Source organism: Burkholderia sp. MSMB1589WGS, assembly GCF_001636105.1.
Classification (GTDB): domain Bacteria; phylum Pseudomonadota; class Gammaproteobacteria; order Burkholderiales; family Burkholderiaceae; genus Burkholderia; species Burkholderia humptydooensis.
The window spans coordinates 66,536-79,703 of record NZ_LNJT01000008.1 but is presented as its reverse complement, the minus strand read 5'-3'; the positions used below and the strand labels follow the sequence as shown (position 1 = coordinate 79,703).

The window sequence follows — 13,168 nt, the reverse complement described above, 5'->3', positions numbered from 1 at the left end:
GCAATGGCGATCGTACCCTTTTCAAGCGAGGCGACGCATGCAAACCGACGATTCCCCGATCTACGAAGGTGGTTGCACATGCGGCGCGGTGCGCTACCGGATGACATCCCGGCCGCTCATCGTGCATTGCTGCCATTGCCGCTGGTGTCAGCGGGAAACCGGCACGGCGTTCGCGCTGAACGCGCTGATCGAATCGGACCGCTTGCTGCTGCTGCGCGGCGAAGTCGACATCGTCGATACGCCGTCGAACAGCGGCAAGGGCCAGAAGATCGCGCGCTGCCCGCACTGCCGCATCGCGGTGTGGAGCCATTATGCGGGCGGCGGCAGCGCGGTGAGCTTCGTTCGCGTCGGCACGCTCGACGAGCCGGACCGCCTGCCGCCCGACATTCATATCTTCACGTCGTCGAAGCAGCCGTGGGTGATCCTGCCGCCCGACGCACGCGCCGTTCCCGAGTACTACTCGTCAGACGAAGTCTGGTCGGCCGAGAGCCGCGCGCGACGCGCGGCGTTGCGTGCGAAGCGGGATCGTTAGCGGCGTCGGCGGCCGTTGCGTGCGGGCGGCTGCGTGCGACGTGTCGCGCCGGCGTTTCGGTTCATGTCATGCCGGCAGCGCCGGCACGTCGGGCGTTACAGGCAACTGTTGATGTCGCCCGCGGCCGCGCCGTCCGCCGAGCCGCTGCCCGCGCGGAAGCCGACCCAGGTCTTCGCGTTGCCCGAGAATGCGGGGCGCACGACCGCGGCCGCGCCGTTCGGCGGCTGCTGGCCCGGCACATAGACGTCAGCGGCGAGACCGTTCGCGAGCACGTTCTGCGTGACGACCTGTTGTTGCGACTTGTCGGCCCAGGTCTTCGCAATGCAGGCCGAGACGTCCGGCGCGGGTTTCTGGCTCTGTCCCACGTTCTTGATATCGGCGCCCGCGGCGCTGGCCGAAGTTGCCACGATCAATGCGATGAGCGGTAAGTATTTCACGTTATCTCCCTCTGGTCGTGATTCGTGAATCGGATTTCAACAGGTACTACGATCCAGTCTGAGTGCGCATCGCCCGCGATGTTCCAACAATTCGGAAACAAGATGTTAAGGCGCTTGCCAATCGCGGCGGCGTGCGCTGTGCGTGGCGCGTGCGAATACCGCCGCCCCGGCGTTGCCGGGGCGACGTGCGTGCTTGCGGATGATTTGATTGGCGCTGCGAAGAAATGAAGCAGGAAGGCGGCGCGCGATCCGCCGCGCCGGCTGAGGCGATCGAAACCGTCAGCCTACGCCGCGCGGCTCTTCGGCCGCTGGCGCAGGGTGCATGCTAACGGTGGCCCCGTCGCGTTCGTATTCGTTGAGTTCATGATGGCAAAGACCGCACGCAATGACTGTTAAGCACGTTCAAATCGGCGGGCCGCGAATGTCATGGATTGTTTGACGCGCGGTCCCGGTTTGGCGGGGACATGCGGACCTCATTGAACCGACGAGGTTTTTACTCCCGGGACTCATGCTTCGGCTTGCGCGTATCGCCGCGAGCCGGACGGGTTCGTAGATTGGCCCGCGGATTGGTCCGCAATAAATGGAGCGCGTGGCGCGGCGAGCTTGCGTAACGTGCAGGGCATCTCTTGTCGACCGACTCCGAACGAGGTGCAACGATGCCCCGCCTTTCCATTCCATTCCGGCGCCTCGCGCTGTCGAACTGCGCTGCGCAGTCGGCCGAGCAGATCGGCCTCGCGGTGACGCCGCTCGTCGCCGTGCTGACGCTTGGCGCGAGCGCAAGCGGCACCGCCTTGCTGCAGACGGCGCAGACGCTGCCGTTTCTGCTCCTTTCGATTCCGCTCGGCGTGTGGGCGGATCGGCATTCGCGCAAAAGGATCATGGCGGCGGCTGAGGGCCTGCGCGCGCTCGCGCTGGCCGTCGCGCTGGCGCTGCTCGCCGCGCATGCGCTGACGCTGCCGTCGCTCGCGATGCTCGGCTTCGTCGGCGCGTGCGGGACCGTCGCGTATGGCGTGGCCGCGCCGGCGCTGGTTCCCGCGCTCGTCGGCCGCGCGGAACTGGCGCGAGCGAACGGCGTCATCGAGCTCGCGCGCAGCGCCGCGTACTCGGCCGGCCCCGCGATCGGCGGCGCGCTGGTCGGCTGGACCGGCGCGAAATGGGCCTATGGCGTGGCGGCGATGCTGTCCGCCTATGCGATGCTGCTGCTGGCCCGATTGCCGGACGCGCGCTCGCCGGCCGCGCCGCGCAAGCGCTTCGCCGCCGAGCTGCGTGACGGCGCGCGGTTCGTCTATCGCGATCGTCATCTGCGGCCGATGATCGTCACCGCAGTCTTCTTCAATATCGGCTTTTTCACGTTGCAGGCGGTATATGTGCCGTATGCGGTCCATCATCTGATGCTGGGCGCGCCGCGGATCGGCATGACGTTCGCCGCGTACGGCATCGGCATGATGGGCGGCGCGTCGATGGCGCCGGCGATCGCGCGGCGCCTCAAGTTCGGCGTCGTCCTCACGATCGGGCCCGTCTGCGGCCTCGCCGCGTCGCTCGTCATGGTCATGTCGATTTTCGTGCCGTCGTTCTGGCTCGCGGCGTCGGGCTTTTTCCTGCTCGGCGTCGGGCCGATCGTGTGGACGGTCGCGTCGACGACGCTGCGTCAGGCGATCACGCCGTCGACGATGCTCGGCCGCGTGTCCGCGATCAACAGCACCGCGACCTATGGCGCGCGTCCGCTCGGCGCGCTCGCGGGCGCCGTCGTCGCGGGCCGGTTCGGGATCGACGCGTGCATCTGGGCGTCGGTCGCGGGCTTCGCGATTCAGGCGGCCGTGATCGTACTGTCCGCGGTGTCGAGGCTCGAGCGGATTCCGGATGCGGCGTATGCCGTGCCGCAGCACGCACCGCTGCCCGATTGAGCGATGGCGGCGGCGGTCGGCTCGCCGGGCGAGGCATGTTCGGCGCCATTTTCGGTTTCATCGCGGTGCTGATCGCGACGATCGTGATGTTTACGGTCGGCAACACGATGAACATGGCGGTGATGGAGCGCACCCACGAAATCGGCACGCTGCGCGCGATCGGCGTGCGCGGCGCGGGCATCCGGCGCATGTTCGTCTGCGAGGACTTCCTGCTCGGCGTCTGCGGCGCGGCGCTGGGCACGCTGCTCGTGTTCGGTGCGAGCTTCCTGATCAATCGCGCGCAACTGCACTGGACGCCGCCCGGCCAGACGGAGCCGATGCTGCGGCCGCCGCGCCCGTCGCCCGCAGCAACTGGCGCGGCACGTTTGAAGCGGCCGCGGCGAACTACACGGCCGCGAGCCAGACGGGGCCCGTGACGCTCGACGACAACCTGCGCATGTCGAGCACGCTCGCCTACGACGGCACGTTCGGCGCGTGGCGGGTGATCGTGTCGAACCGCCTCGACGCGGGGTGGCGCGCGGGCGTCGCGCAGACCAACGCGGTCGATACGCTGCAGCAGGCCTACGTGAGCTGGCGCGCGAGCCCGAATGCGATCGTCGATGTCGGGCGCATCAATCTGCGCGAGGGCGTCGCCTCCGGGTTCAATCCGACCGATTTCTTCAAGGCGGGCGCGCTGCGCTCGGTCGTGTCGATCGACCCGGAGAGCCTGCGCGAGAACCGGCTCGGCAGCGTGATGGCGCGCGGGCAGATTCTGTGGGACGGCGGCTCGGTGACGGCGCTCGTTTCGCCGCGCATCGACACGCGGCCGAGCGCCGCGACCTTCAATCCCGATTTCGGCGCGACGAACCGGTGGACGCGCTACATGCTGAGCGTGTCGCAGCGGCTCGTCGGCGAATTCGCGCCGCAATGGCTGCTGTACGGCGGCGAGCGGATCTCGCCGCAACTCGGCGTGAACGCGACCGCGCTGATCGACGACGCGACGGTCGGCTTCGTCGAATATGCGATCGGGCGCGGCAACGCGATCGCCGACACCGCGCAAGCGCCGAAGCGGCTGACGTCGAAGCTCGCGACGGGGTTCACGCATACGTTCGCGAACAAGCTGTCGCTGACGCTCGAATACGATTACGACGGCGCGAGCGCGAGCCGCGGCGCGTGGCTTGCGCTGCAAAACGATTCGGCGCGCTACTGGGGGTATCGCGCGAGCGCGAGCGTCGCGCAGGAATTGATGACGCGGCAGTCGCTGTTCGTCTATGCGTCGATGCCGGATGCGTTCGTCCGGCATCTCGATCTGAAGGCGATGGGCCGCTACGATATCGACGATCACAGCTACTTCACGTGGCTGGAGGCGCGTTACCACTGGCCGCGCACCGACGTCGCCGTGCAGTGGCAGGGCAATCACGGCGCGTCGCGCAGCGTGTACGGCGCGCAGGCGCAAAGCGAGATCGTGCAGGGCGTCGTGACGTTCTTCTTCTGAGCCCCGCCGGCGGCGGTTGCGGGATCGGGCGGCGGGGGCGGGGCGCGCGAGCGCGCGCGGCGCGCGAGCGCGCGCGGCGCGCAGCCATCGCGTCATGCGTCACGCATCGATTCGACCATCAGTTCGAGTCGAACGTGTATGCGCCGTCCTTGTCGCGCGGCCCGTTCGCGTACCGGACGCAGCGTGCGGCCACGTTGATCGCGCGGCCGAGCGGCATGCCGACGAGCAGGCCCCACACCGCGAACGACAGCAGGACGAACGTGCTCGTCGCGGCCCACGGCTTCGCGGCCGCGATCGCGTAATGCATGTACGTCTCGGCGGCGAACGTGAGCATCAGCGTCGCGAGCAGGCTCGCGTCGCCGGGCAGGCGAACGACGAGGCGCGATTGCGCGACGTTGAATTGCAGCCGCCAGCGGCGCGCATGGAGCCAGCCGAGCACCGCGCCGGCCGCGAGGCTCGCGAGCGCGACGGCGTCGGCGCCGATGCCGGCGTGCGGAAACAGCGCGTTGAGGCTCGTGATGCCGAGCATCGCGAACACGATCGGCGACAGCAGCGGCCGCGTCGGCGTCACCTGGCGCGGAAAGCAGCGTTTCACGCCGATGTAGACGAGCGCGCAAAACAGCACATAGACGTAGCTCGGGAGATGGAACGTTGGGTACATGATCGAATGGCCTTCATCGGGCTTGTCTGTCGGTCACGATAGACGCGATCGGACACGTGCGCGGCGGTTTGCGACGAACGGCGCGTTCCGGGCGACGAACGGCGTCGATGTGCGATGAATGTTGCGACGAGCGATGGCGAATGGTTGGCGAATGGTTGGCGAATTGTTGGCGAATCGTGGGCGAATGGGCGGCCCGATCCGGGCGACGCGGGCAGGTTGCCCGCGAATCGGCGGGCGGAAGCGGCGCACGCACGGGCGCCGGCGCGCGTTCCGTTTCGTTGCGTTTCGATGCATGCTGCGTCGCAATAATCCGCGCCTGCCGATCGGCAATGTCGTTCGATGCCGTTCGACGCCGCGCAGGGAACGGAGAACGGGAAGCGACGAACGGTCGACGGCGCGGGCGGCCCGCCGCATTCCACGCACCGAACCGGCGCGGCGTTCCACTACAATCGTCACCGTGGCGTTGCGGCGCGTCGGATGCCGCGGCGCCTCGTCGCGCGCCTGCGCCGTTCGTCGCACGCGCCGCCGCCGATGCGCGCCTGCGTTATGGTTGCACGTTATGGTTGCAGATCGCGCCCGTTCGCGTTCATGCTCACGCTCCGTTCGACACCATGCAAAGCCGGCTCCATTCCTTCTTTTCCGCGCGGACGGCCGACTCCGGCGCCGCGCGGCCCATGCGCAGGATGCTGGGGCTGGCCGGACTCGTGCTGTTCAACTGCATCGTCGGCTTGAGCTCGTGGGCGAACCGCCGCGACGACGCGGTGCTGCCTTATCTCGTGCTCGCGAACGGCATCGGCCTGTCCGCGCTGCTGCTCAGCCGGTGCGCCGACAAGCTGACGCGCGGCAAGCTCGCGGTGCTGCCGAAGGTGCTGATCATCGCGCCCGTCAGCGTGCTCGCCGGTTTCGAGATCACGGCGTCGACGATCGGGCACGTGCCGCATCTGATCGGGCGCGCGAGCGTTCGCGAATGGTTCGCGTACGGATCGTCGTTCGCGGTCGCCGGCATCGCCTGCGCGTTCCTTTCATTGTTCATGCAGGCGGCGCGGATGCGCGCGTCGCTCGAGACGCAGCGCCGCGAGGCGGCCGAGGCGCGCCAGGCGGAGACGGCCGCGCGCCTCGCGCTGCTGCAGGCGCAGATCGAGCCGCATTTCCTGTTCAATACGCTCGCAAACGTGCAGAGCCTGATTGAACGCGATCCGGCGCGCGCGTCGACGATGCTCGACAGCCTGAACCGGTATCTGCGCGCGAGCCTCGGCCGCACCCGCAAGGCGACGTCGACGCTCGGCGAGGAGCTCGAACTCGTCGAGGCGCTGCTGCAGATCGCGTCGATCCGGCTGGGCGAGCGGCTGCGCTATGCGATCGACGTGCCGGCGTCGTTGCGGGAGCTCGCGTTTTCGCCGCTGCTGTTGCAGCCGCTCGTCGAGAATGCGCTGCTGCACGGGATCGAGCCGTCGATCGACGGCGGCGAGATCCGCGTGAGCGGCCGGCGCAACGGCAGGATGCTCGATCTGAGCGTGATCGACACGGGCGTCGGCCTCGGCAACGGCGAAACCAAGCTGCATGGCGGCGTCGGGCTGGCCAACGTCGTCGCACGCATCAAGAGCCTCCACGGCGAGCGCGGCCGCGTGTCGGTCGGCGCGACGGCCGGCGCCACGCGGGGCGTGACCGCGACCTTGCAAATCCCGATCGATTGACATGCCGACCGCGCTCATTGCCGATGACGAACCGAACCTTTCCGCCGAGCTCGCCGAGCGTCTCGCCGAGCTGTGGCCCGAGCTCGAGATCGTCGCGACGCCGCGCAACGGCGTCGACACGCTGGCCGCGCTGAATGCCGCGCGCCCCGACATCGCGTTTCTCGACATCCGGATGCCCGGCATCGACGGCCTCAAGCTCGCGAGCCTCGTGCCCGACGTGCACGTGGTGTTCGTGACGGCGTACGACGAGTACGCCGTCGAGGCGTTCGACCGCTCGGCCATCGACTACCTGCTCAAGCCCGTGACCGACGAGCGCCTTCTGCGCTGCATCGCGAAGCTGCAGCGCGGCGGCTTCGCGGCGCCAGGCGCGCAAGCGCTGTCGGACGCGAGGCTGCCGAAGGAGCCGACGCCGATCCGCTGGCTGACGGTGGGGCTGAAAGACACGACGCGGCTCGTGCCCGTCGACGACGTGCTGTATTTTCAGGCACTCGACAAATACACGGAGGTCGTGACGGCGGGCGAGCGGCACGTGATCCGCACGCCGCTGAAGGAACTGCTGCAACGGCTCGACCAGGATCGCTTCGCGCAGGTGCATCGCGGCGTGATCGTGGCGTATGCGGCGGTCGACCGGATCGAGCGCGATCTGCTCGGGCGCCTGCGCATCCATCTGCGCGGCCACCGGGACGTGCTGCCCGTGAGCCGCGCGTATGCGGGGCTGTTCAAGCACATGTGACGCGCACATGCCGGTGAACCGGCCGCGCGCGAGCGTCGCCAATTACAACCGGGACGGCGCGATGAACGGCGGCGCGACTCGCAGTTCGTGTGGCGCCGCCGCGCCGGCCTTGCGGATTCGATGAGGCGGCGGCCCGAACCGGCTCGCGCGCCTCACGCGCCGCGCAGCACGCCGACGCGCGCGAGCCGGTCGGGGCGCGGCGTCGCGTCGCCGGCGATCCAGCGCAGCGCCTGCGCCGCCTCGTCGGGGCTCACCGCGATGCCGTTGCCGAGCGGCTCGCACGGCACGTAGGCGGGCGCCGCGTCGTCGACGCTGCTCGCGAGCGCCGCCGCGGCGGCCGGGCTCGCCGCCCGCCGCGCGCCCGTTTCCGTATGGCCGCCCGGCTGCGCGAACGGCGTCAACGCGCCGCTCGCGACGAGGAACAGCAGGTTCTGCCGGATCTCCCGCGGGTTGCGGCGCTCCCCGCCGAGACGGGTGACGATCTCGCCGATGCGCATCGCGCCCTGGCCCATCAGCGCGCGCAGATCGGCGATGAAGTCCGGCTGAAAACTGATCGCGCCGCGCGGAATCGTCACGCGCGCGTCGATCCGGTCGACCTCGGTCGTGCAGCCGATCGCGATCTCGTCGAGATGGCGGAGCGCGTCGGCGGGCGCCGCGCTCGCGCGCGCGCCGCGCACGAACACGTCGCGGCGAAAGCGGCGATTGACGGCGAAGTCCTCCGCCAGATGGCGCAGCCGCGCGTTCGGCAGCGCCGCGATCGCGTCGGCCGCCTGACGGTCGATCAGCAGCATCGGATGATTGTCCGCGAGCGTCGCGCTGCCCGCGTAAGCGAGGCCCGCTTCGGCCATTTCGTCGACGACGTCCACCGAGTAATGGATCTTCCACGTCCCGTTCAGGAATTCGTGCGCGAGGTAGTCGAGCGGATCGTTCGCGAGCGCGGCCAGCGCGTCGGTGGCGGCCGGATTGTCGCGGAAGTAGCGAAAGCTCGGGCTGCCGAGCTTTTGCATGCCGGCGATCGCGCTGCCCGTGCGCGCTTCGATGCCGCCGTCGGCCGCCTGCGCGAGCTCGAGCATCAGCTTGCGCAGCGGCGCCTCGGCCGACCAGCCCGGCTGGCAGTTATAGCTGAGATAGACGAGCCCGCCGTCGGCGAGCCGGCGCGAGAGCAACTGCCGGATCACGCGGCGGACGTCGGCGTCGACCCAACTGTAGATGCCGTGCATCACGATGAAGTCGAACGGCGGCAGATCCTGCTCGAGCAGCGCGTCGAAGCTCGCCTCGTGGAACGCGACGTTGCCGATGCCGAGCCGGCTCGCGCGCCGCGCGGCGGCTTCGATATGGGCGGGATTGAAGTCGCAGGCGTGAAATTCGGCGTGCGGAAACGCCGCTGCATTGATCACGGTCGAATGCGCGAAGCCGCAGCCGAGGTCGAGGTAGCGGAACGGCCGGCCGAGTTCCTTCGGGCGGGCGCCGCCCAGCACGCTCGCGTAGTTGAGCCACGCGGGGGACAGTTCGCGATGGAAGCGGTCCGGGAACGTCACGTCGCTCAGGTAGCCGGAGGCGGGATCGGATGCTTGCATGGGAATGAAGGGCACGACTCGGTTGCCGATTCCTGCGCGGCCCGCGAAGCGTCGCCGGGCCGCGCGGCGACCGGCAGGCCGGCTTTCGGCCTGTCGTGGAAGCTTACCATACGGTCCTTGGGCGTAGCCGTCATGGCGGACGATCGTGTTGCGCGGCTCCCGAATCCGGCCGCGCGCCGCTCAACCCGCCTTGCGCGCCGGCGCGAAGCGGCGCTTGACGAACGCGGCGGGATGCGCACGGCGGAAGCGTTCGCGCTTGTGCTCGTCGTCGAAATGGCGCAGCGCCGGCTTCACGAGATCGCTGCGCGACACGATGCCGACGAGCTGCATCGTGTCCGGATCGGCGACGACCGGCAGGCGTTCGAGCTGATGCACGGCGAGCCGCGTCGCGACGAGGCGGCACGTTTCGTCGGTGAGCGAAAAGAGCGGGGCGCGGCGCGGCAGCATGTCGATTACCCGCGGGTCGGCCGCCTGCGCGTTGACCGCCTGCGTCTGCGCCGCTCGCGCATCGCCTGCCTGCCTGTCGCTGTCGTCCGTGCCGCCTTCGCGCGCGTCGGCGCCGCGATCGAGCGTCGCGCGATCGAGCATGCCGATCAGCACGCCGTCGCGCACGACCGGATACGCGCGGTGCGCCTGCGTCGCGCCGAAGTACCGCGCGCGCACGATGTCGGCGCTCAGGTCCGCGTCGATCGTCACGGCGCCGCGCGTCATCACTTCGTCGACGTAATGGCGCTCGAGCGGATCGACGCCGTATTCGCGATAGATGTGATAGCCGCGCCGCGCGATCTTCTCGGTCATGATCGAGCGCTTCATCACGACGGTCGCGAAGCCGTGCGCGACGAGCGTCGCGGTGAGGAGCGGCAGCAGCGCGTTCGTGTCGTGCGTGAGGCCGAACGCGAACACGATCGCGGTGAGCGGCGCGCCGAGTGTCGCGCCAAGCGTCGCCGCCATGCAGACGAGCGGCCACAGCGCCGGCTCGCCGCCCGGCAGCGCGGGCCCGAGCAACGTGCCGAGCCCCGCGCCCAGCATCAGCAGCGGCGCGAGCACGCCGCCCGAGGTGCCCGAGCCGAGCGCGATCACCCAGATCACCGCCTTGACGACGAGAATCGCGAGCGCGATCTGCAGCACGATGTGCCCGTGCAGCAGATCGCCGATCACGTCGTAGCCGACGCCGAGCGCGCGCGGCTCGATCAGCCCGCCAATCCCGACCGCGAGGCCGCCGATCGCGGGCCACCACATCCAATGGACGGGCAGCTTGCCGAACCAGTCCTCGGTCTTGTAGAGCGCGACCGACAGCCCGCACGCGAGCGCGCCCGACAGGAATCCCGCCAGCGCGCACGAGCCGAGTGCTGCGGCCGTCGGCGCCGCCGTCTCGACCGGAAACAGCGGGCCGACGCCGAAGAACGCGGCGCGCGCGAAGCCCGCGACCGCGCACGCGAGCGCGACCGGCAGGAAGCTGCGCGGCCGCCATTCGAACAGCAGCAGCTCGACGGCGAGCAGCACGGCGGCCACCGGCGTGCCGAACACGGCGGTCATCCCGGCCGTCGCGCCCGCGACGAGCAGCGTCTTGCGCTCGGCCGCCGTCACCTTCACGAACTGCGCGATCAGCGAGCCGATCGCGCCGCCCGTCATGATGATCGGGCCTTCGGCGCCGAACGGCCCGCCGCTGCCGATCACGATGCCCGACGCGAGCGGCTTGAGCACCGCGACCTTCGGCGACATCCGGCTCTTGCCGAACAGGATCGCCTCGATCGCTTCGGGAATCCCGTGGCCGCGGATCTTCTCCGAGCCGAAGCGCGCGATCAGCCCGACGGCGATGCCGCCCGCGACGGGCACAGCGGCCGCCCACGGCCCGAGCGTGTTCAGCGCAGGCGAGCGGTCGGCGAACGAGAGTTGCTGGAAGAAGAACAGGTTCGTGAACAGGTGGATGAGGCTCAGCAGCGCGAACGCGGCGAACGTGCTGAGCACGCCGATCGCGAGCGCGAGGAGCGCGATGCGCGGCAGTCGCGCGTTCGATGCGAAATCGCGTTTGTGTGGGGCGGCGATGCTCATGATGTCGGGGGGAAACGTTCGTGGTCTTATCGGTTCAGTAATCGATCTGCGGCACCTGGAACGCGCCTCGCAGCGATTTCAGCTCGGCGCGGTGCAGCTCGGCGAGCCGCGCGAGCACGCGCTCGCCGGCCGCCTCCAGATGCACTTCGACTTGCCGGCGATCGGTGTCGCTCGGCCTGCGCCGCACGAGGCCGAGCGCCTCGCAGCGCGTCACCAGCGCGACGACGCCGTGATGCTGCGCCTGCAGCCGCTCGGCGAGCTCGCCCACCGTCGCCCAGTCGCGCGCCGGATAGCCCTTGATGTGCAGCAGCAGCAGGTATTGCAGCGGCGTGATGCCCTCGCTTTGCGCGGCCCGCTCGGAGAAGCGCTCGAAGCGCCGCATCTGATAGCGGAATTCGGAAAGCTGTTCGAAATCTGTCTTGCGCAGCTCGCGTGCCGGTTTCGTCATCGACGTTCCAACGTGATCGAAAAAGGCGAAAATATATCATATTGTGATGTATTTTGGCGGCATTGGGCATGCCCGGATTCATGGTGCCGAGTCCCTCCTCGCTGGGTCGTCCGTTCGTTGCTTCGTCGCTTCGCCGCCGGTCACGCGGCGAGCCGTACCTGCGATTGCCGGTAGAGCCCGGCGATCAGGTCCGCCTGCGTGACGATGCCGGCGAGCTTGTGGTCCGCGTCGACCACCGGAATGTGGTGGTGGCCGTGATCGGCGAAGAGCGGCACGAGCTCGGCGATCGGCGTTGCCGTGCGCGCCGTGTGCACGCGCGCGCTCATCACCGCGCGCGCGACGAACGGCGGGCCGACGAGCGAGCGCGGCAGCCGCGCGGACAGGTTGCGCAGGAAGCCGGGCGTCGCGTAAGGCGCGGCCTTCGACAAGTCCGCGCGCGTGACGATGCCCACGACGCGGGCGTGAGCGTCAACGACGGGCAGCGCCTTGATCCGGTGCCGGTCGAGCAGCGTCATCGCGGCGGGCAGCGGCGTGTCGGGCATGATGCTGATCGGGTGGCGCGACATGATGTCCGCGCACGTCAGCTCGTCGAACGTGCGCGCGTACGCGCGCAGCTCGGTTTCGCGCAGCAGTGATTCGAGGTCTTCCGGCGCGACGTCGAGCCATTCGCTGCGGCTCTTCAGCGCCGCCTCGAGATCGGCGCGCAGGAAGCGCGCGTGCGGCGGCGTGGCCGCGGCGTGCGCGTTCGATTCGGGCTGCGGCCGCGCGCCGCCGTGCGGATAGCGGTGGCCGGTGAGCGCGTGATAGGCGAGCGCCGCGCCGAGGAGCGCCGCCGATTGCAGCGCGATCGGCTCGACGACGAAGCGAAAGCCGAGCGCGTGCACGGCCGGGCCGCCGACGACCGCCGTCAGCGCGACCGCGCCCGACGGCGGATGCACGCAGCGCAGCGCGAACATCGCGCCGATCGCGCAGGCGATCGCGAGCGACGCGGCGAGCACGGGATCGGCGATCCACTGCGCGCACGCGACGCCGACCGCCGCCGCGACGAGGTTGCCGCCGATCAGCGACCACGGCTGCGCGAGCGGGCTCGCGGGCACCGCGAACAGCAGCACGGCGGAGGCGCCCATCGGCGCGACGAGAAGCGGCACGTCGCCCGGAATGCCCGGCAGCACGCGCATCGTCACGCCGACGCAGCCGATGCCGACGAGCGCGCCCGCGCACGAGCGCAGCCGCTCGCGCCGGCCGAGCGTGACCGGGATCGGGACGAAGCGCAGGAGCCAATGAACGAGGCGATGACGAAACGCGGGGGACGAAGACAAGGTCGGACTGCCGTAACGTAAATGGAAGGGTGCGCCGATCGGTCGCGCGACGGGCCTGAAATTATATGTCATTGTGATATAAATTGCCGACCTCGCCGATTGCGCGGTCGGCTGTCGGCGTTTCGGGATGCGGAAAATCGGCGCGAGCGCGCGCGCCGGCGCGCATCGGCGTACAATTCGCCCGATCTGATCTCGACGAATCACATAATTTGCCGCCCGCGATGCCCGCCCCCAGCCTGTCTCATGGCCCGCGCATCCGGTCGATCAGCCGTCCCCGGCCGCGCATCGCGGCGAGCGCCGCATCCCGCCGGCCATCGTTTCCCATTCATTCCCGAAG

General features: G+C 69.5%; 12 protein-coding genes and 1 pseudogene. 6 read left to right on the top strand and 7 right to left on the bottom strand.

Going from position 1 to position 13,168, the window contains the following annotated elements:
* The first annotated feature begins 37 nt into the window (after window positions 1–37).
* Complete coding sequence (locus WT16_RS18415; RefSeq protein ID WP_009914905.1) at window positions 38–532, top strand: GFA family protein; 495 nt, start codon at window positions 38–40, stop codon at window positions 530–532.
* A 95-nt stretch (window positions 533–627) separates the two neighbouring features.
* On the opposite strand, the gene WT16_RS18410 is transcribed toward WT16_RS18415, so the two are convergent.
* Complete coding sequence (locus WT16_RS18410) at window positions 628–969, bottom strand: hypothetical protein (protein WP_063533916.1); 342 nt, start codon at window positions 967–969, stop codon at window positions 628–630.
* Window positions 970–1,625: 656 nt separating this feature from the next.
* On the opposite strand from WT16_RS18410, the gene WT16_RS18405 reads away from it, so the two are divergent.
* From WT16_RS18405 to WT16_RS18395, 3 genes are read left to right on the top strand one after another with little or no spacing between them, the layout of a single operon-like run.
* Window positions 1,626–2,873 (top strand): MFS transporter, encoded by a 1,248-nt coding sequence (locus WT16_RS18405; protein WP_063533915.1) that lies wholly within the window; start codon window positions 1,626–1,628, stop codon window positions 2,871–2,873.
* A 35-nt stretch (window positions 2,874–2,908) separates the two neighbouring features.
* Window positions 2,909–3,289, top strand: a complete 381-nt coding sequence (locus tag WT16_RS18400; RefSeq protein ID WP_015603644.1) for an FtsX-like permease family protein — start codon at window positions 2,909–2,911, stop codon at window positions 3,287–3,289.
* A complete protein-coding gene (locus tag WT16_RS18395) occupies window positions 3,286–4,347 on the top strand; it encodes a hypothetical protein (RefSeq protein ID WP_063533914.1) in 1,062 nt (353 codons plus the stop codon). Before WT16_RS18400 ends, WT16_RS18395 begins: the two co-directional genes overlap by 4 nt.
* Before the next feature lie 118 nt (window positions 4,348–4,465).
* Here the strand turns inward: WT16_RS18395 and WT16_RS18390 are convergent, their stop codons facing one another.
* A complete protein-coding gene (locus WT16_RS18390) occupies window positions 4,466–5,008 on the bottom strand; it encodes a DUF6622 family protein (RefSeq protein ID WP_006027336.1) in 543 nt (180 codons plus the stop codon).
* Window positions 5,009–5,682: 674 nt separating this feature from the next.
* Between WT16_RS18390 and WT16_RS18385 the strand changes: the two genes are divergently transcribed.
* Entirely contained in the window at window positions 5,683–6,702 is a 1,020-nt protein-coding gene (locus WT16_RS18385; protein WP_015602742.1) for a histidine kinase, read from the top strand.
* 1 nt (window position 6,703) lies between these two features.
* On the top strand, window positions 6,704–7,435 hold the full coding sequence (locus tag WT16_RS18380) for a LytTR family DNA-binding domain-containing protein (RefSeq protein ID WP_006027334.1): 732 nt from the start codon (window positions 6,704–6,706) through the stop codon (window positions 7,433–7,435).
* Between the two features lie 152 nt (window positions 7,436–7,587).
* Here the strand turns inward: WT16_RS18380 and WT16_RS18375 are convergent, their stop codons facing one another.
* The 5 genes and pseudogenes from WT16_RS18375 to WT16_RS35650 all read right to left on the bottom strand — a co-directional run bounded on the left by WT16_RS18375 (window position 7,588) and on the right by WT16_RS35650 (window position 13,156).
* Window positions 7,588–9,012, bottom strand: coding sequence for a class I SAM-dependent methyltransferase (locus WT16_RS18375; protein ID WP_231892131.1), 1,425 nt, complete (start codon window positions 9,010–9,012; stop codon window positions 7,588–7,590).
* A 180-nt stretch (window positions 9,013–9,192) separates the two neighbouring features.
* Complete coding sequence (locus WT16_RS18370; protein ID WP_063533912.1) at window positions 9,193–11,064, bottom strand: chloride channel protein; 1,872 nt, start codon at window positions 11,062–11,064, stop codon at window positions 9,193–9,195.
* Window positions 11,065–11,098: 34 nt separating this feature from the next.
* Entirely contained in the window at window positions 11,099–11,512 is a 414-nt protein-coding gene (locus WT16_RS18365) for a MarR family transcriptional regulator (RefSeq protein WP_059929933.1), read from the bottom strand.
* A 140-nt stretch (window positions 11,513–11,652) separates the two neighbouring features.
* Complete coding sequence (locus WT16_RS18360) at window positions 11,653–12,831, bottom strand: HPP family protein (protein WP_063533911.1); 1,179 nt, start codon at window positions 12,829–12,831, stop codon at window positions 11,653–11,655.
* A 61-nt stretch (window positions 12,832–12,892) separates the two neighbouring features.
* Window positions 12,893–13,156 (bottom strand): annotated as a pseudogene (locus tag WT16_RS35650) (hypothetical protein).
* Window positions 13,157–13,168: the final 12 nt, after the last annotated feature.